The organism is Cupriavidus sp. SHE (assembly GCF_000812445.1).
Taxonomy (GTDB): Bacteria; Pseudomonadota; Gammaproteobacteria; order Burkholderiales; family Burkholderiaceae; genus Cupriavidus; species Cupriavidus metallidurans.
In genome coordinates this window covers 73154-91033 of the sequence record NZ_JWMB01000003.1, presented here as the reverse complement: position 1 = coordinate 91033, position 17880 = coordinate 73154, and the positions used below count along the sequence as shown (strand labels likewise).

The 17880-nt window shown below is 62.1% G+C and carries 18 protein-coding genes; 17 read left to right on the top strand and 1 reads right to left on the bottom strand.

From position 1 onward, the window contains the following. Positions 1-24: 24 nt before the first annotated feature. From RN01_RS01345 to RN01_RS01270, 16 genes are all read left to right on the top strand, one after another. Positions 25-1101 (top strand): substrate-binding domain-containing protein, encoded by a 1077-nt coding sequence (locus tag RN01_RS01345; RefSeq protein ID WP_017514941.1) that lies wholly within the window; start codon positions 25-27, stop codon positions 1099-1101. A 62-nt stretch (positions 1102-1163) separates the two neighbouring features. Beyond that, entirely contained in the window at positions 1164-2186 is a 1023-nt protein-coding gene (locus RN01_RS01340; protein WP_024570199.1) for an ABC transporter substrate-binding protein, read from the top strand. A gap of 23 nt (positions 2187-2209) precedes the next feature. Further along, positions 2210-3028, top strand: coding sequence for an ABC transporter permease (locus tag RN01_RS01335; protein WP_017515700.1), 819 nt, complete (start codon positions 2210-2212; stop codon positions 3026-3028). 21 nt (positions 3029-3049) lie between these two features. Further along, complete coding sequence (locus tag RN01_RS01330; RefSeq protein ID WP_024570198.1) at positions 3050-3925, top strand: ABC transporter permease; 876 nt, start codon at positions 3050-3052, stop codon at positions 3923-3925. Beyond that, on the top strand, positions 3918-4976 hold the full coding sequence (locus tag RN01_RS01325; RefSeq protein ID WP_017514002.1) for an ABC transporter ATP-binding protein: 1059 nt from the start codon (positions 3918-3920) through the stop codon (positions 4974-4976). The genes RN01_RS01330 and RN01_RS01325 overlap by 8 nt, the downstream gene beginning before the upstream one ends. 23 nt (positions 4977-4999) lie before the next feature. After that, positions 5000-5845, top strand: coding sequence for a phosphodiesterase (locus tag RN01_RS01320; protein WP_024570197.1), 846 nt, complete (start codon positions 5000-5002; stop codon positions 5843-5845). A gap of 142 nt (positions 5846-5987) precedes the next feature. Next, positions 5988-6752, top strand: a complete 765-nt coding sequence (locus RN01_RS01315) for a hypothetical protein (RefSeq protein ID WP_017514004.1) — start codon at positions 5988-5990, stop codon at positions 6750-6752. A gap of 164 nt (positions 6753-6916) precedes the next feature. Next, on the top strand, positions 6917-7981 hold the full coding sequence (locus tag RN01_RS01310) for a TRAP transporter substrate-binding protein (protein ID WP_017514005.1): 1065 nt from the start codon (positions 6917-6919) through the stop codon (positions 7979-7981). Between the two features lie 543 nt (positions 7982-8524). Beyond that, a complete protein-coding gene (locus RN01_RS01305; protein ID WP_017514006.1) occupies positions 8525-9220 on the top strand; it encodes a hypothetical protein in 696 nt (231 codons plus the stop codon). Further along, the gene (locus tag RN01_RS01300) at positions 9220-9774 is read left to right on the top strand and encodes a PAAR domain-containing protein (RefSeq protein WP_017514007.1); all 555 of its coding nucleotides are present in this window, start codon (positions 9220-9222) and stop codon (positions 9772-9774) included. The genes RN01_RS01305 and RN01_RS01300 overlap by 1 nt, the downstream gene beginning before the upstream one ends. Further along, entirely contained in the window at positions 9771-10385 is a 615-nt protein-coding gene (locus tag RN01_RS01295; RefSeq protein ID WP_024570196.1) for a hypothetical protein, read from the top strand. Before RN01_RS01300 ends, RN01_RS01295 begins: the two co-directional genes overlap by 4 nt. Further along, on the top strand, positions 10382-10903 hold the full coding sequence (locus tag RN01_RS01290) for a hypothetical protein (protein ID WP_017515179.1): 522 nt from the start codon (positions 10382-10384) through the stop codon (positions 10901-10903). The genes RN01_RS01295 and RN01_RS01290 overlap by 4 nt, the downstream gene beginning before the upstream one ends. A gap of 193 nt (positions 10904-11096) precedes the next feature. After that, the gene (locus RN01_RS01285; protein WP_017515178.1) at positions 11097-11594 is read left to right on the top strand and encodes a hypothetical protein; all 498 of its coding nucleotides are present in this window, start codon (positions 11097-11099) and stop codon (positions 11592-11594) included. Further along, complete coding sequence (locus RN01_RS01280; RefSeq protein ID WP_017515177.1) at positions 11591-12133, top strand: hypothetical protein; 543 nt, start codon at positions 11591-11593, stop codon at positions 12131-12133. The genes RN01_RS01285 and RN01_RS01280 overlap by 4 nt, the downstream gene beginning before the upstream one ends. Positions 12134-12514: 381 nt before the next feature. Continuing rightward, entirely contained in the window at positions 12515-14218 is a 1704-nt protein-coding gene (gene aspT, locus RN01_RS01275) for an aspartate-alanine antiporter (RefSeq protein WP_008641419.1), read from the top strand. Between the two features lie 82 nt (positions 14219-14300). Then, positions 14301-16391, top strand: a complete 2091-nt coding sequence (locus RN01_RS01270; protein ID WP_369799812.1) for a BCCT family transporter — start codon at positions 14301-14303, stop codon at positions 16389-16391. Between the two features lie 40 nt (positions 16392-16431). On the opposite strand, the gene RN01_RS01265 is transcribed toward RN01_RS01270, so the two are convergent. After that, complete coding sequence (locus RN01_RS01265; protein ID WP_017514809.1) at positions 16432-16773, bottom strand: zinc ribbon domain-containing protein YjdM; 342 nt, start codon at positions 16771-16773, stop codon at positions 16432-16434. Between the two features lie 203 nt (positions 16774-16976). On the opposite strand from RN01_RS01265, the gene RN01_RS01260 reads away from it, so the two are divergent. Further along, entirely contained in the window at positions 16977-17870 is an 894-nt protein-coding gene (locus RN01_RS01260) for a DMT family transporter (protein ID WP_024570195.1), read from the top strand. Positions 17871-17880 lie beyond the last annotated feature (10 nt).

Here is a 17880-nt window from a genome sequence, read left to right as displayed (position 1 = left end):
CCCCAACCCCCGACGAGGAAGCCCATGCCGACGTCCCGCCGAACCGTGTTGTCGCAAAGCGTTGCCTCCGCCGAGCCCGGCCACGGTGTGACACTGGCCGACGTCGCCCTCGCGGCGAAGGTATCGCTGGCCACCGCCTCGCGTGTGTTCAGCCATCCGCAGCTCGTCAGGGAAACCACCGCCAACCGCGTTCACGAGGCCGCGCAGCGGCTGTCGTTCCGCCCCAACCTGCTCGGCGCCAAGCTGCGCGCGCAGCAGACCCGCATTCTCGGCGTCATGCTACCCACGCTGGAAAACGCGGTATTCGCCGAATGCTGGCGCGGCATCGAGGAATCGGCGATGGTCGCGGGCTACTCGCTGATGCTTGTGACGAGCGGTTACGACACCGAGCGCGAGCGCGAGCGGATCGAGTATCTGCTCCGTCATCGTGTCGACGGCATGGTGCTGACCGTTGCGGATGCCGCCCAGAGCCTTGTTCTCGACCAGCTCGACAAGGAGTCGGTGCCCTACGTGCTGGCCTATAACCAGGTATCGGTTCCAGGCCGGCACTCGGTGTCCGTCGACAACCGCGCCAGTGCATGCGAGGGCGTCAAGGCGCTGATCACCGCGGGCCACCAGCGCATCGCCGTGATCTCCGGCGCCTTCATGGCCTCCGATCGCGCGCGGCAGCGCTTCGCGGGCTATGAGGACGCGATGCGCGCGCATGATTTGACGCCGCTCGCCCCGGTCTGCCTGCCGTCACACACGGCCAGCAATGCCACGCAGATTCGTGAACTGATGACGCGTGCCGACGCCCCCACCGCATTCTTCTGCACCAACGACCTGCTGGCGATCGGCGTGATTTCCGATCTCAAGCGGCTGGGCCGCCGCGTGCCGGGCGACGTATCCGTGCTCGGCTATGACGGCATCGCACTTGGCGCGCTGGTGGAGCCGCCGCTGGCCACCGTCATGCAGCCGAACGCCGAGATCGGCGCGCAAGCCGTTCACCAGCTTCTGCAACGGCTCCAGCATCGCAACCTGAACCACGATGACGCAGCGGAAGGCGCTTTCCTGCTGCCACACATGCTGCGCCTTGACGGTACCGTCAGCGCGCCGCGATAAAACCTGCCAACAAGCGCCATACGCACCACTTGCCGTCTCAACCTTCAACCAGGGAGCTTCACATGTCGACGCAATCCTTCTGGCGCCGTCCGCTGCGCTGGCTGGCCATCACCGCAACCGCCGCGGCCTTCAGCCAGGGCGTGGCCGCGCAAACCGCCATCTGCTACAACTGCCCGCCCGAATGGGCCGACTGGGCCGCGCAGATCCGCGCGATCAAGGAAAAGACCGGCATCACCGTGCCACTCGACAACAAGAACTCCGGCCAGTCGCTGGCGCAGCTGGTTGCCGAGCGCGCCAGCCCGGTGGCCGACGTGACCTACCTGGGCGTGACGTTTGGCATCCAGGCCAAGGCCGACGGCGTGACACAAGGGTACAAGCCGGCCAACTGGAACGACATTCCCGACGGCCTCAAGGACCCGCAGGGCAACTGGTTCGCGATCCACTCCGGCACGCTCGGGTTCATGGTCAACGTCGACGCACTGCGTGGCAAGCCCGTGCCGCAGTCGTGGGCTGACTTGCTCAAGCCCGAGTACAAGGGCCTGATCGGCTACCTCGACCCGGCCAGCGCCTTCGTCGGCTATGTGGGCGCCGTGGCGGTGAACCAGGCAATGGGTGGCACGCTGGGCAACTTTGGCCCGGCCTTCAAGTACTTCCGCGATCTGCAGAAGAACCAGCCGATCGTGCCGAAGCAGACTGCCTATGCGCGCGTGCTGTCCGGCGAGATTCCCATCCTGCTCGACTATGACTTCAACGCCTATCGCGCCAAGTACAAGGATCACGCCAACGTGGCGTTCGTGATTCCGAAGGAAGGCACGCTGGTGGTGCCCTACGTGATGAGCCTGGTCAACAACGCGCCCCATGCCGCCGAAGGCCGCAAGGTGCTTGATTTCGTGCTGTCCGACCAGGGCCAGGCGCTGTGGGCCAACGCCTACCTTCGTCCGGTGCGTAACGTGCCGATGCCGAAGGACGTGCAGTCGCGCTTCCTGCCCGCCGCCGAGTACGCTCGCGCCAAGCCGGTCGACTTCGGCAAGATGGCTCAGGTGCAGAAGGCCTTCAGCGAGCAGTACCTGAAGGAAGTCCGCTGATCCAGGCGCCGCCAGACTCCATCATGACCAGACGATCCCCCGCCCTCTTCCTGTTCGCGCTGCCCGCGCTCGTCGTGTTCCTGGCGTTCTTCTGCCTGCCGATGGCACGGCTGATCGAAGTCAGCCTGACCGGCAAGGACGGCGCGGGGGTCTACTGGACCGTGCTGACCAGCGGCCGCTACCTGCACAGCCTGATGGTGACCGTGCTGCTCTCGGCGCTGGTCACGCTGGCGACGCTGGTGATCGCCGGCATATCGGGCACGTTCCTGCAACGCCATCCGGTGCCGTGCAAACCAGTGCTGGTGGCAATGCTGACGTTTCCGCTGGCCTTCCCAGGCGTGGTGATCGGCTTCATGGTCATCATGCTTGGGGGCCGCAACGGCCTGCTGGCTTCGATTGGCGATGCGCTGACCGGCGAACGCTGGACCTTCGCCTATGGACTCGCCGGCCTGTTCGTTGGCTACCTGTATTTCTCGATTCCGCGCGTGATCCTGACGGTGATGGCCGCCGTCGACAAGCTCGACACCTCGCTGGAGGAAGCGGCGCGATCGCTCGGCGCCAGCCGCTGGCATGTGGTGCGCGACGTGATGCTGCCCGCGCTGATGCCGGCCATGCTGTCGAGCGGCGCGATCTGCTTCGCCACCAGCATGGGCGCGTTCGGCACAGCCTTCACGCTGGCCACCCAGCTCGACGTGCTGCCGCTGACGATCTACAACGAGTTCACCAACTACGCGAACTTCGGCATGGCCGCCGCCCTGTCGATCCTGCTTGGTGCTGTCACCTGGATGCTGCTGGCGCTGGCCCGCTGGTACTCCGGCGATGCGGTCGCCGCTACCGCCTAAGAGGCCTGCCGAGGATGCCCGATGATCTCTAAACCCCGCCGCGCCGCCTATTGGCTGCAACTGGCACTCACACTCGCGGTCTGCGCGTTCATGACGGTGCCCGTGGTGCTGTCTGTGCTGGCCGGCCTGACCAACAACATCTTCGTCGGCCTATCCAGCGGCCTGACTACCCGCTGGCTGGTCGAAGTCTGGTCGCTCTACCGCAACACGATCTTTCTTTCGCTGGGTATCGCGCTGGCTTGTCTGGCCTGCACGCTCGTGATCGGTGTGCCGGCCGCGTACTACATGGCGCTGCGGCGCAACCGCGTGACCCGGCTGATCGAGGAACTGCTGATGCTGCCCGTCGCCGTGCCCGGGCTGGCCACTGCGCTGGGCTTGATCCTGCTGTACGGCGGCTGGCAGGCACTGCGGACGAGCTGGGTGTTCATTCTGATCGGACATGTGCTGTTCACGCTGCCGTTCATGGTCCGATCGGTGCTGGCGATTCTCTCCGCCATTGACATCCGCACGCTCGAGGATGCTGCCGCCAGCCTGGGCGCCACGCGCCTGCAGCGCTTCTTCACGGTGGTGCTGCCAAATTGCCGCCAGGGCATCCTGGCCGGCGCGCTGATGGTGGTGACGTTGTCGGTGGGCGAATTCAACCTGACGTGGATGCTCCATACGCCCACCACGCAAACGCTCCCGGTTGGGCTGGCCGACAGCTACGCGTCCATGCGGCTGGAAATCGGCTCGGCCTACACCATCGTCTTCTTCGTGATGATCATTCCGCTGCTGGTGTTCATGCAGGCGCTGAGCGCGCTGGGAGCGCGTGCGCGCCGCCACGCTCCCCAACCTGAAGCCACCGCCGACCTGCCGGTGACTGCCGTACCCCAATCCGCCGAGACCCGCCATGCATGAGCCCACCGCCATCCGCCTGCGCCACTGCGCCAAAACCTTTGCCGATGGGACGACCGCCCTGCAGCCGCTCGACCTCGATATCGGCGCGGGGGAAACCGTGGTGCTGCTCGGCCCGTCGGGTTGTGGCAAGACCACCACGCTGCGCATCATCGCCGGCCTGGAGCAACCCGATGCCGGGGGCGAAGTCTGGTTCGGGGACACCGCCGTTACCGACCAGCCAATCGAACAGCGCGGCGTCGGCATGGTGTTCCAGAATTACGCGCTGTTCCCGAACATGACTGTGGCCGAGAACATCGCGTACGGCCTGCGGGTGCGTCGTACTGATTCGGCCACGCGCAAGCGCCGCGTCAATGACATGCTGGCGATGATGCACCTGGAGCCATTCGCTGACCGGCGCGTCGACCAGCTCTCCGGCGGCCAGCGCCAGCGCGTGGCGCTGGCACGCGCCATCGCCGTGCAGCCCCGCGTGCTGCTGCTGGATGAGCCGCTCACCGCGCTCGACGCCAAGCTGCGTGACGCGCTGCGTGCCGACATCAACCAGCTTTTACGCAGTCTGCACATCACGGCCGTCTATGTGACGCATGACCAGGCCGAAGCCATGGCGCTGGGCGACCGCATCATCGTGATGGACAAGGGCCGCATTGCGCAGGCCGGCACGCCGCAGGAGATCTACCGCTCGCCCGCGAATGCCTTCGTGGCCGACTTCATTGGCACGATGAACCATCTGCCCGCCGTGGCCGAAGCCAGACGCTGGCGCGTGCCGGGCGGTACGGTGCCGATGGCCCCCTCGAACGACGCCCCGGTCTCAGCGCAGGCACGCCTGATGTTCCGCCCCGAGGACGTGGCGCTGGTTCAGGCCGATCAAGCCCATGTGGAAGGCACCATCGTCACCGCGCTCTTTCTTGGCAACCACACCCGCCTGCTGGTGGACGTGGGGACCGGCCAGCCGATGGTTGTCGAAACCGCCCGCCGCGATGCATGGCGGGCCGGTGAACGTGTCGGCCTGCGGATCGACACGGATCACCTGATCACGCTTCACGAAGCGGCATGACCCGCACGACCTGGACAGACAGCATGAACGCCGCTCCCTATCTGGTCGCGCAACTGACCGATCTCCATATCAAGGCGGGCGGCAAGCTGTCGTACCGCCGGGTCGATACCGCCGGCGCGTTGCGCACCGCCATCGACACCCTGCTCGCCGCGCCGCAACTGCCCGACATCGTCATCGTCACCGGCGATCTGGTGGATTTCGGCAGCGAATCGGAGTACCGCTTCCTGCGCGATCTCCTGCAGCCCCTGCCTATGCCGGTCAGGCTGCTGCCCGGCAATCACGATCATCGTCCGTCGCTGCGTGCCGTGTTCGCCGATCACGACTACCTGTTCGCGCATGGCGATGGCGACGCCCCGGTGCACTACGCCATCGACGCCGGACCGCTGCGGCTGGTCGGTTTCGATTGCACCGTACCGGGCAAACCGGGGGGCCGGGCCGAAGATGCCGGGCTGGCCTGGCTCGATGCCACACTGGCGGCGGCACCGAAGCAACCGACGCTGGTGATGCTGCACCACCCGCCGTTCCACACCGGCATTGGCCATATGGACGACCAGGGCCTGGAGAACGCGCCGGCGTTCGAGGCGGTCATCGCGCGGCACCCGCAAGTGGAGCGCGTGGTCTGCGGCCATCTGCACCGCCATATCACGCGCCGCTTCGGTGGCACCATCGCCATGACCGCGCCGGGGCCCGCGCATCAGGTTGCCCTCGACCTCGATCCCCAGGCCGCGTCGCGCTTCCGCATGGAGCCGCCGGGGTACCTGTTGCATTGGTGGCATCCCGCGCACGGGATGGTGACGCACCTTGCCACCAGCGGCGACTATGGCGCGCTGCATCCGTTCTTCGACGCTAACGGGAAACTGATTGATTGATAGGGCGGCCGGGCTCGTCCGCGTTCGGTACGCCACATTCAAACGCATGAAAGAGAACCAAGAGCCGCGCCAGAACGCCCGGATCGTGCCAAAGTAGGGCTCCCGCAACCGCGCGACGTCGATGCGACGAGCAGAGATTCCCATGAACCCGCTCATCAATCATCCCGCCATCCTTTTCGTTGTCATGCTGGTGGTCATGTCGTCGGCCACCGCACTTGGCGCGCTGGTGCTGCGCCGGATCCGGCCACTCCCTGCCGAAGTCAAGGACGACTTCGGCATCGTCCAGGGCGCCACGCTGACCCTGCTGGCCCTGCTGATCGGATTCACGCTGTCGATGGCCGTGGGACGGTACGATCAGCGCAAGAACCTTGAGGAAGAAGAAGCGAATGCGATCGGCACCGAATATCTGCGGGCGGACCTGATCGAGGGGCCGGAAGCCGAACAGGTCAAGGCGCTTCTGGTCCGATACCTGGACCAGCGCATTCTCTACTACCGCACGCGCGACAGCGCTCAAATGCAGGAAATCGAAGCGGCCACCTCGCAGATCGAGGACGAGATGTGGAAGCTGATGCGCTCGGCGGCACGCGCGAAACCCACGCCGATCACGGGCCTGGTGGTGTCCGGCATGAACGACGTTATCAACAGCCAAGGCTACGCCGAGGCCGCGTGGATCAACCGGATTCCGGCCTCGGCCTGGGGCCTGATGATCGTCATCGCCTTTTTCAGCAGCATGATGCAGGGCTACGGCGCCCGATCTGAAAGCGCCAAGATCATCCTGATGCTGGTGCTTCCGTTCACCGTGTCGCTGTCACTGGCGCTGATCTCGGACATCGACAGCCCGCGCGGCGGCCTGATCCGTGTGTTGCCGCAGAACCTGCTCAGTCTTCAGGCATCGTTGAAGCGATAGGCCGCGCTTGCCCGATCGGTGCGCCCGGTACGGGACGGGGACGGGGGACGGGGAAACCACGCGGCATCCCCCCATGGCGATGCCTATAATGCACTGGCACCCGGCATCGCCCGCAGAGGCGGAGCCCGGCATGCCGACATTGCCCACCCACCCTCCGCCCCGCCATGCATCCTCTTCGCCATCGTCTTGCCCTGGCCACGCTGACGCTTGCCATTGCCACTGGCTACACAGCCTCCGCCCTACTCGCACTCATCGTACTCATCGCACCCTTCGCACCCAACGCACACGCGCAGCCCGCGCCCGTCGTCTGGCAGATGGCTACCGAGTACCCGGCCACGTCGATGCCCGGCGAAGGACTGACCACGTTTGCCCAGGAAGTCGCTACCCGCACGCAGGGCACGTTGGCGCCGCAGCCGACCTTCGACGCCAGCGCGGGCATCAAGTCCGCCCAGATGCCAGCCGCCATCCGCGACGGCAAACTGCAGGCCGGCGATGCTTTCGGCGGCGCGTTGGGCGAGGTCGATCCGATTTTCCTGCTGTCATCGCTGCCGTTCGTGGCGACGTCGGTGGACAAGGCCCATCGCCTGGCCGATCTGGCCCGCGCGGACTACGCGCAGGCATTCGAGAAGCAGGGCCAGCACCTGCTCTACATCACACCCTGGCCGCCAACGGGCCTCTGGACACACAAACCCGTGGGCACGCTCGACGATCTGCGCACGCTGTCCGTGCGCGCCTATGACGAAACGTCCGCCGACGTCATGCGCGCCGCGGGGGCAAAGGCGCAGAACCTGTCGTTCGCCGATGCCATGCCGCGTCTGAAGGATGGCTCGGTCAATGCCGTGCTTTCGTCGGGCGATGGCGGCGCGGGCCGCAAGCTCTGGGACTACCTGCCCTACTTCACGGCCATCGGCTACGCCATGCCGTTGTCTTTTACGACCGTCAACGCAGCCGCCTGGCAATCCCTGACACCCGCCCAGCGAGACGCCGTGACCGCCGCCGCCAAAGCGACCGAAGACAAACAATGGTCGCGGCTGAATACCCGCCTGACCGAGAACACCGCCCGAATGCGCACCAACGGTGTGACCATCGACGACAATCCAGCGCCCGCCGTGCAACAGGCCCTGCAAGCCGCCGGGCTGAGCGCGGTCGGCGTCTGGCAGACACGCGTCGGCGAGCGCGGAGCCGCCTTGCTGAAGACCTATTTCAGCGCGGAGGCAGGGCTCCGCTGAGCTTTGTGGCGTGGGCGGGCGACCGGAAGCGCGTCGACCAGATGTTCGTGCTGAGCATGGCCCGCCTAAAACCCCGTACGTATGCGCTCCCTGGGACAAGTCCGTCTGCAGTTGCAGTAACGAGCAAAGAATGCCGGAATTGAGTGCCCAACGACTGAAAGCATCGATTCAAGAGCACGCAGCTTCCGCATTGTGAAAACAAGAGATCCTCACCAGCACGGGCATGAAGCATGCTGTTTGGGCGGGGAGCGCTTCAGCAGCCGACTAGGCGGCAATCATGCCGTTCAGCAAAGAAAGGCCGCGTCTGCCTTGGCATCCCTCTCCCCCATGCGACCTGACCGCTATCCGGGACTCGTTCGCCAATGACGCCGAGAACGATGCCGGCGTGCCCTTGCGTCTTGAACGGGTATTTAGTCTTTCTAAATCCTGTTATCAAATTACTTCATTTCGAATCGGAGTAGCGCTATAGAAAGCGGGCGGCGTTTCTGAAAACATAGGTTACGTCGAATTGGGGCGTCAATTCTCTTAAAGGAGTGTCAAGCCTTGAATACGCAGCCTACAGCGGTCCGCCCTTGCGGGCATGTCCTACACACCACGCCGGACTTGTACATCCTCGTCCGCTATCAGCCAAAGAAAGGCCAGCCGGATTATTGCCGGGTATCGTGCGAATACGTCGATGATGAAAAAAAGGACAAGGGTAGCGGCATGTCTGTCTACCTCTCCCCGTTTGATGCCTGCATTGATGCGGTCTTTCGTTCCAGTCCCGGCGAGCAATACCACACCATCCCCGCGTATGAGTTCGACCCGCGCGAAATGGTTGCAGATAACAACGGGAATCTGAATTTCTTCTTGCATTGCGGCTGGGGTGCGAGTGACGAGCGTTTGGTCACCCGGAAAAAAGGCAGCCTCGTGAGCCTATATGCCATCGACACGGTAAAAGTCCCGTCCGCTGGCAGGAACGCCATCGACCTGAACATCGACAAGAAAGACCTTGGGCGCTACGACCGGATGAGGCAGAGCGCTGGATTGTTTGCGCACGCTGACTCCCATGGCCGAGTGCTGGCGCTTGATGAACGTCAGCGAATGCAACACGTCGCGCGCGCTATCGATGCCATCCCCGGCAAGGTGGCGGTGGGCTGCGAGATAAACCAGATGGCAATGTATGACTTCGACGCTGCGCAATGGCATTTCATCTCGCTCGAAGTCTTTGATCAAATCATGGACGACAAGGAGGCGTAATGCCTGATACTCGCTATGCCCTGCGCAATGGGGACAAGACCACAACGAACGGCATCCTGATTGCCACGGGCGAAAGCATGACCCATCACGGGGTCAAGGTTGGGGTCGAAGGTGACCATGCAACCTGCCCGGTCTGCAGCGTTGGCGGTCCCGTTATGAATGATTGTTATCCCGCATTCAATGTGCACGGCAAACAGATACTGGTCAGTGGCGCGAGGGTCTACTGCAAGTGCCAAAAACCGCCGCTCGTCATCCACTCTCAGACCAATTTCACGATTGAAGTTAATCGCTCCAGCCGAGGAATAGTTAACACTGAATCGGCATCTTACGCTTCACTCGCCTCCACTGATTCGGCTGAAATTATAGAGCAATATTTCGAAATTACAGGAGAGGATGGGCAGCCAGTTGAAGACTATCGCTATGATCTGTTTGCGAGTGGTGCGCAAGTAGCAAGAAACACCAAAATGAATGGTGGGCGCACAATCTCTGTGGATGGCGGCCATGATCTTCACATCGTTATGTGGCTGGACAAAAATGGGCAGGAATGCGCATGACTGACAAACTCGACGCCGAAACTCGCTTGCTTGCGGCTATTGTTTATGGTGAGTCTTCGACGGCAGATGTCTTTGAGGAAATGGCCGCACTGGCAAATGTCATGGTTCGGCAGAGCAAAGCGAGAGGCTACAATACCATTTCCGCATTCACATCAAAGGAAAAATCATTCTCCTACGTTGTTACTGATGGAAATAAACGGTTTGCAAAATTAATGAAATCGAAGGAATTGGAGATAGAAAAATCCTCTTCGATGTCGGACGCGGTGAAGGCAGCTAATAATGCGCTGAATGGCGGGAAAGATTATTCGAACGGAGCCTATTTCTGGGATGGCGCGGACATTAAATCAAACTACAAAAACCATTTCAAGGTAAAAAATGGAATAAAATTTACAGATCCATTACACAATATCTATGGAATCAATGAATCCACCAGATTAGTAAAGAAGGAGAAAACCACAAAGATCAATATCAATGGAAAAATCGAAACAAAAAAAGAGGAACTCTGGCGATACACTTATATTTATCAATCGACAGCCGCATACGGCGGAACAATTTTTTGGAAGCAAAATCCAGATTATATTAAATATACGCACGCAAAGGAGTACCTATGAAGCAAACATTAACGTTGCTCGCTGGCATCGCCCTTTCTCCCTTGGGAATCGCACAAGTACCCTCGTCGGTATTCGATAGCTGCGTATTGGCAGAAGACTACAAAACGGCAACGTACCAAGAATTTACCGGCGACGCCGTCATCAGCGACGACGAGATACCTGGCCATTTGCTACTGATTTATCAGCATAAAGGAAGCGGCTATGGGTACGCATCCGGCACCACGAATCAACCGGACTTACTGGTAGTTGGCCGACAAAGGGTATCAATCCTAACTGCCAAGCGTACAGGAAACGAGAGGCCAGAGAAAATCGACCCAACTCAGGCGATCTATGGAATAGTTCATTACAACGCGCGAGCATACTATTGTGTGGCCTCTAACTTTGAAGGGCTGGGGAGAAGCGGCTCGTTTCAAAATATACGAGTTGCCTACGTCGCCCCTCTGAGTACTTCCGGGAAGGCGCCAAAAATGAGCGCTCTTTACTACACCGTGCGGGACATTCGCAAGATCGGGAAATAGTCAGATCACAGGAGACGTGGACCCACGCCATCGCGATCCGTGGATCGGTAGGCTACCCAGTTGCGAACCCGCGCCAGCCAGATTGGTACACAAGCAATTCAGTCCCGTAGGACATGCTCGACCGCCCTTCCATCATCGGCCACCGCTGTATCAACAGGTCGGCGACGGTGTGGGCGAGCGCCGGCTTCGCCAAATGAAGGCCCGGGGCTATTCGACCATCGAAGCCTTCACATCGAAGGACAAGAATTTTTCGTTTGTGAGAACAGATGGCAACGTGCGTTACGCTAGGTTAATGCGGGCCACGGAGAAGGACATTGAGAAAAGTCCGGCCATGTCTGATGCAGTCAAGGCCGCAAGAAGTGCCTTTGCAGGGGGTACTGACTACTCGAATGGCGCGTATTTTTGGGATGGGGCAGACATCAAGTCAAACTACAAGAATCACGAGAAGGTAAAGTTTGGAATCCATATCACGAATCCCGCCCACAACATCTATGGAATCAGCGACTCAGGGAAGACGAAAATTCTGTATAAGAATGTAAAGAAGAAGGTAGATGGGCATGTAAAGAATGAGCAGCAAGAGGTCGGTCGCTACTCGTGGGTCTATGAATCTACCGCAGGCGTGGGCGGCACGATTTTCTGGCGTTATGGTCGGGACTGGCTCACAGTCACTCGTGCGAAGGAGTACAAATGATACGCACCGTCATTCTGACCTTCCTTTTGATGTTTTCCGCTTTCGCCCATGCTGAACAGGTGCCCGATGCGGTCATCGATAGCTGCCTGCTAGTCGACAAACCTACTGATTCTTCAGTTTCCATCACTCCAATTGAAGGGGAGGCGCAACTGATAGATGATATTACGGTGCCTGGTTATCAGTTGTTTACGCCCGCCAGTGATAACAACAAGCTTCGGGTTGGCTATGCAACCAGTAAGCACGGCAACACTGACTATGTTTTCGTCGGCTCACGTCGCGGCTACATCAAGCGTGCGGTCGCCCTTGGAACGTTTCAGCCGACGAGCGTTGAACAGCCGAGCCTTGCGGCCTTTGCGGTGCTGCGCCAGCACGGGCAGCAATATGTTTGTGTGATGGAAAGCAATGGCAATGGCAGCGCCGCATTTGTAAGATCGGCCTTTGCAGGTCGTATCTCCCCATCGAAGGGGGCCACGTTGAAATTGTTCTACAAGGTGGCAGACGTGAAGAAGTTCAGGGCGTTCAATGGCCCTGAGCGTTGAAATCGCCAACATTGTTTAACCCTTAAGGGGCGTTGGCGCACGGGTTATTGATTCGCCATGTCGTGTTTCGACCACCCTTCCATCATCGGCCACCGCTGTACCAACGGGTCGGCGCGGTGGTAAGCCGCTTCGACCTTGTTGGCGACGATGTGGGCGAGCGCCAGCTTCGCCAGACCAAGTAGACAGAACGGCAGCGGGATTACCCTTTGTGCCAATGGCGCCCGACCTCCGGGTTGCCGATACTCGCGTTGATATGCTGCCGAGACTGGGGGAGTCCGGCCTTGCCAGGGGGTGCCAGCCACAGCCCTGGCCGCGAGTCAGGATCCTCCGGTATCCGCAGGCGTTTGCGCACGACCCTCGTGTCTACAGGATCTCCCGCCCATGCAATGCTCGATCGGATTCTTCAACCAGATGCCCACGGCGGTGCTGTTCATCACCGTCGGCCTTGGCTACGCCATCGGCAAGCTTCGCGTCGGCCCGATCGTGCTCGGCGGTGTCTGCGGCACGCTGATCGTGGCGCTGCTTGTCGGGCAGACCGGGTGCCAGATGCACGGCGAGCTGAAGGACGTTGCCTTCGCGCTCTTCATTTTCGCGATGGGATATTCGGGCGGGCCGCAGTTCTTCGCGAACCTGAACCGCTCCAGCCTGCGGTTCATGGTCCTGCCGCTCATCGAAGCGTTCGTGGTGCTGGCAATCGTGCTGGTGGCCGTGCGAATGCTGGACCTGGACCCTGGCACGGCGGCGGGCCTCGCAGCCGGCGCGGCGACGGAATCCGCAGTGGTCGGCACGGCTGCGGAGGCGCTCAAGCATCTGAACCTGGTCCCGACAGAACTGGCCCGGATGCAATCGAACATCGCCACGGCCTATACGCTGACCTACCTCGTCGGCCTGATCAGCATCGTGTTCTTCACCAGCCAGGTGGCCCCCTTCCTGCTTCGCTTCAACCTGCGCGAGGCATCGAGCGAACTGGCCAAGGAACTGCAGGCCGCCTCCGACGATGACGTCGCCACGCAGCCGGTGCTGCCCCGCCTGGTGGGACGTGCTCACCGCGTGGAACATGCGGCCGGTTTGACCGTGCGCCAACTGGAAACCGCGCTTGGCGGGCGGACACTGGTGATGGGGCTGGTGCGCGACGGCAAGCTCATGGAGTCGGTGCCTGATCTGACCATAGAACGGGACGACATCGTGGCGCTGATCGGCGTGCGCGACAAACTCGTCTCGGCTCGCGAGGTGATTGGCCAGGAGGTGTCGTTGCCGTTGAGCCAGTCCGACGTGCTGCGGCTCGAAGAGCACCAGGTGATCGTCAACAATCCCGCTGTCAATGGCCGCTCGCTGGCCGAACTCGGCCGGGAAGCCGCCCAGCAACATCTCCGCTACGTCTGGGTCCAGCAGATCGTTCGATCCGGCATGAGCCTGCCGATCACGCCCGCCACACGCCTGCAGCATGGCGACCGGGTGAGCCTGGTGGGCGTGGAACCGACACTGACCTCAGCGGCCCGCAACCTGGGCAGGGATCTGCGCACCACCGATACCACCGAACTCGTCTTCCTGTGCGCGGGCATCCTGATTGGCCTCTTGATCGGCAGCGTCACCCTGAAGGCAGCCGGCATCCCGATCTCGCTCGGCAGCGGCGGCGGCGCGCTGCTCAGCGGTCTTGTCTTCGGCTGGATCAATTTCAAACGGCCCGGCGTGGGCGACATGCCAAGCGCCGCGGTCCAATTGCTGAAAGACCTGGGACTGGCGATGTTCGTGGCCTGCGTCGGCTTGTCCGCCGGACCTGATGCGGTCACGCTGATTCGCGAGCATGGCGCCGTGCTGCCGCTCGTCGGCCTGGCCGTGTCGCTGACGCCGGCTTGCATGTCACTCTGGATCGGCCACAAGTTCCTGAAAATCCAGGGTCCACTGCTGGTTGGCGCCATCGCGGGGCAGCACGTCAGCACGCCGGCGATTAGCGCGGTGCTGGCCGCCAGCCAGAGTTCGGTGCCGCTGCTCGGCTACACGGTGACGTATGCCATCGCCAACGTGATGCTGCCGGTGCTTGGGCCCATTATCGTGGCCCTCGCATATCGCGTTGGCGGCATGTGATCGATAATGGGCGTGTTGCCGCCCTCAGGTGGATGTCATGACACCACGCCCAAACGATCGCGCCGCGCCTGACCAGTCCTCGATGGCGCAAGCGCAAGTTCCTGACCCCAAGGCGTCCCCATCGGACACATCTGATCCCGAGCCAGCGGCCCAATCCTCGTCCGGCTGGCTTCGCACCACGCTCAGCAAACAGGTCGTGGTGCCATCCCTCCTGATCATCGGCGGTCTGCTTGTGCTTTGTGGCGTGTATCCGAAGATCGCCGACCAGGCATTCTCCGTCGCCCAAGCCTGGGTCACACTGCGTTTCGGGTGGTTCTATACCCTGGCCGTCACCAGCTTCCTCCTTTTCCTGCTGTTGCTTGCAGCCAGCCGTTTCGGCGACATCCGCCTCGGGCCGGACAATGCCGAGCCCGAGTTCAGCTTCCTGTCCTGGACCGCCATGCTGTTCGCCGCAGGCATGGGCATCGGCTTGATGTACTTCGGCGTTGGCGAGCCGATGCAACACTATCTGAAGCCACCCACAGTCCAGGGCGGAACCCCGCTCGCGGCACGCGAGGCGATGCTCATGACCTTCTTTCACTGGGGGTTTCATGCGTGGGCCGTCTATGGCGTGATGGGTCTGGTGCTGGCCTACTTCGGATTCCGCTACAACCTGCCCCTGACCATGCGGTCCGGCCTGTACCCCGTATTGCGGCATCGCATCGAGGGGCCAGCCGGCCACGCGGTGGATGCCTTCGCGCTGGTCGGCACCATCGCGGGCATCGCAACGACGCTCGGCTATGGCGTGCTGCAACTGAGCGCCGGCCTGCATCAGGTAGCGGGCTGGGAAACGGAATCGGCCGGCTTCCGGATCGGCCTGGTCGCAGTGGTGATTACCCTGGCCGGCATTTCGGCAGCATCGGGCCTCGACAAAGGCGTTCGCCGACTGAGCGAACTGAACCTGATGCTGGCCATCCTGCTACTGCTCTTTATCCTCGTGGAGGGGCCGACCAGCTTTCTGTTCGATGCGCTGACCGACAACATCGGCAACTATCTGTCGAACATCGTCGGCCTGTCGTTCCGCACCTATGCCTACGTACCCCCGCAAGAGTCCGGCTGGTATGGCGGCTGGACGATTCTCTACTGGGCGTGGTGGATCTCGTGGTCCCCGTTCGTCGGCATGTTCATCGCGCGGATTTCTCGCGGGCGCACCATTCGTCAGTTCGTGCTTGGCGTGCTGCTTGTGCCGACGGCGTTCAACCTGCTGTGGATGACGGTCTTTGGCAATACGGCGATCTGGATCGACACCCATCAGGCCATGGGTGCGCTAGCCCAGACAGCCGGCAACGTCGACGCGCTGCTGTTCCGCTTCTTTGAGTTCTTTCCACTTGCCAAGGGTCTGGCCGCGCTGGCCATCGTGCTGATCGCGGTGTTCTTCGTCACCTCCGCGGACTCGGGCGCCTTCGTGATCGACACCATCGCGTCACGAGGCGCGGCCAACTCGCCCGTCTGGCAACGGCTGTTCTGGGCGCTCGTGCTGGGCATCACGGCTGCTGTCCTGATGGTGGCCGGCGGGCTCAAGGCATTGCAGGCGATGACGCTGGTGGCCGCCCTGCCGGTCGCCATCATCATGATGGCGCTCTGCTATGGGCTCTGGCTCGGCCTGCTTGCCGACCGCGCGCACTACTCGCAGGAGCTTGCGCCAGCCACGACGTTCTGGAGCGGCCAGCACTGGCGCCGCCGGTTGACGCAAATCGTCCATCAATCCACCGAGACCGACGTGCGCCGCTTCCTTGCCGGCCCGGTGCAGGCCGCCATGCGGGAAGTCAGCAAGGAGCTGGAACGCCGCGGTATTGCATCAAGCGTGCAGCACAACGAAGCCGATGGCGCCGTCTGGCTGTCCATTCCGTTCGAGGGCGTGCGCGACTTCCTCTACGGCGCCCGGCCTGTCCGCCGCGCCCTGCCCGCGTTCCTGGTGCGCGAAGCGGCGGAACCCGAGAATCGCCGCGCTCATGTCTTCGAGCCAATCACGTTCTTCGAGGATGGCCGCGAGGGCTACGACATACAGTATCTGCGCGACGAGGAAATCATTGCCGACATCCTGCGGCACTACGAGCGGCACCTGTCGCTCAGCGCGGACCAGAGGACGCATCTATTGAGCAAGGCGCCGGGGCATCATTCCGGAGGCGGATAGGTGGGCTCAGCCGCTGCCCCGGAACGGAATCCGTAGGCCGTCACACCTTCCGGACGAACTCCGATTTCAGGCTCATGGCGCCAAAGCCGTCGATCTTGCAATCGATATCGTGATCGCCATCGACCAGGCGGATGCTCTTCACCTTGGTACCCATCTTGATCGTGCCGGCAGATCCCTTCAGCTTGAGATCCTTGATAACGGTGACGGTATCCCCATCCTGCAGCACGTTGCCCGCCGAATCGCGATGGACCCTGACTTCCGCCTCGGCCGGCGCGGACGCCTGCGCCGACCATTCATGCGCGCATTCCGGGCAGATAAAGAGGCCGCCATCCTCGTAGGTGTATTCGGAATGACAGTTCGGGCAGGCGGGCAATGCGCTCATGGGGAATCCTGAGTGGTGTGACAAAGGCGGGAAGTATACTGCGCCGCCCGACCTCATCCCGGCCAGCGCTCTCCGAGCGGGAGTACCCATGATGGCTACCGTCCGATACAACACGGATCACCGTATCGGACGTATATTGCCGGCTCCCGCAACGTCTCTGTCCCGTTCACTCGCGGGGCCCGTCAGCCGCGCTCTCTCACAAGATGAAGACCACCCGCATCGACGCGACCACTTTGTTCCTGCTGACATTCCCGCCGCTGGCCTGGGCCGGAAATGCCATCGTCGGACGCCTCGCCGCGGGCACCGTGCCACCGATCACGCTGAATCTTGTGCGCTGGATAATCGCGGCATTGCTGCTGGCCCCCTACGCGTGGCGGGGCGTCATGACGCATCGCGCCGCGCTGCGACAGCATCTCGCCATGCTCGCCACCATGGGCCTGTTGTCGATCGCCAGCTATAACGCGTTCCAGTATCTGGCGCTCACCACCTCCACGCCGATCAACGTCACCCTGATCGGCGCATCCACCCCGCTCTTTTTGCTGCTGATCGGCGCCTGCTTTTTCCATGAGCGGTTCCGGCCGTGGCATGTGGCGGGCGCCCTGCTCTGCCTGCTGGGCGTATCGTTCGTGCTGATGCGCGGCGAGCCTGAGCGGCTGGCCCATCTCGAATTCGTGCCAGGCGATCTGTACATGATCGCCGCGACAATCACCTGGAGTTTCTACACCTGGCTACTGCGCAAGCACCGCCCCGACCTGCCGCTGCCGGTACTTCTGTTTGCGCAGATCGTGGCAGGCGTCATCGCCAGCATTCCCGTCGCCGCGTGGGAACTCGGCCGGCTGACGGAACCCCTGCAGTGGAACAGCAAGGTCGCGTGGATCCTGCTGTATGTGGGCACCGTGCCGTCGCTACTGGCGTATTTCGTCTGGGATCGCGCCATCTCGCGCGCTGGGGCGCAATTGCCGGTTTTCTTCATCACCCTCACGCCGCTATTCGCGGCCGTGCTTTCCACCGTTCTGCTGGGCGAGTCGCCGCATTGGTATCACGGGATGGGCCTTGTTTGTATCGGGGCGGGGATCTGGTTGGCGCAGCGGCGGTAGGGGGATTGGG

What these genes read in the sequence shown, in the direction of transcription:
- RN01_RS01325 (WP_017514002.1), top strand. Translation starts at nt 3,918, where the DNA reads ATGCATGAGCCCACCGCCATCCGCCTGCGCCACTGCGCCAAAACCTTT.
- RN01_RS01270 (WP_369799812.1), top strand. Translation starts at nt 14,301, where the DNA reads ATGGCGCAAGCGCAAGTTCCTGACCCCAAGGCGTCCCCATCGGACACA.
- RN01_RS01260 (WP_024570195.1), top strand. Translation starts at nt 16,977, where the DNA reads ATGAAGACCACCCGCATCGACGCGACCACTTTGTTCCTGCTGACATTC.
- RN01_RS01300 (WP_017514007.1), top strand. Translation starts at nt 9,220, where the DNA reads ATGCCTGATACTCGCTATGCCCTGCGCAATGGGGACAAGACCACAACG.
- RN01_RS01320 (WP_024570197.1), top strand. Translation starts at nt 5,000, where the DNA reads ATGAACGCCGCTCCCTATCTGGTCGCGCAACTGACCGATCTCCATATC.
- RN01_RS01340 (WP_024570199.1), top strand. Translation starts at nt 1,164, where the DNA reads ATGTCGACGCAATCCTTCTGGCGCCGTCCGCTGCGCTGGCTGGCCATC.
- RN01_RS01280 (WP_017515177.1), top strand. Translation starts at nt 11,591, where the DNA reads ATGATACGCACCGTCATTCTGACCTTCCTTTTGATGTTTTCCGCTTTC.
- RN01_RS01335 (WP_017515700.1), top strand. Translation starts at nt 2,210, where the DNA reads ATGACCAGACGATCCCCCGCCCTCTTCCTGTTCGCGCTGCCCGCGCTC.
- RN01_RS01295 (WP_024570196.1), top strand. Translation starts at nt 9,771, where the DNA reads ATGACTGACAAACTCGACGCCGAAACTCGCTTGCTTGCGGCTATTGTT.
- RN01_RS01285 (WP_017515178.1), top strand. Translation starts at nt 11,097, where the DNA reads ATGAAGGCCCGGGGCTATTCGACCATCGAAGCCTTCACATCGAAGGAC.
- aspT (WP_008641419.1), top strand. Translation starts at nt 12,515, where the DNA reads ATGCAATGCTCGATCGGATTCTTCAACCAGATGCCCACGGCGGTGCTG.
- RN01_RS01345 (WP_017514941.1), top strand. Translation starts at nt 25, where the DNA reads ATGCCGACGTCCCGCCGAACCGTGTTGTCGCAAAGCGTTGCCTCCGCC.
- RN01_RS01290 (WP_017515179.1), top strand. Translation starts at nt 10,382, where the DNA reads ATGAAGCAAACATTAACGTTGCTCGCTGGCATCGCCCTTTCTCCCTTG.
- RN01_RS01315 (WP_017514004.1), top strand. Translation starts at nt 5,988, where the DNA reads ATGAACCCGCTCATCAATCATCCCGCCATCCTTTTCGTTGTCATGCTG.
- RN01_RS01330 (WP_024570198.1), top strand. Translation starts at nt 3,050, where the DNA reads ATGATCTCTAAACCCCGCCGCGCCGCCTATTGGCTGCAACTGGCACTC.
- RN01_RS01310 (WP_017514005.1), top strand. Translation starts at nt 6,917, where the DNA reads ATGCATCCTCTTCGCCATCGTCTTGCCCTGGCCACGCTGACGCTTGCC.
- RN01_RS01265 (WP_017514809.1), bottom strand. Translation starts at nt 16,773, where the DNA reads ATGAGCGCATTGCCCGCCTGCCCGAACTGTCATTCCGAATACACCTAC.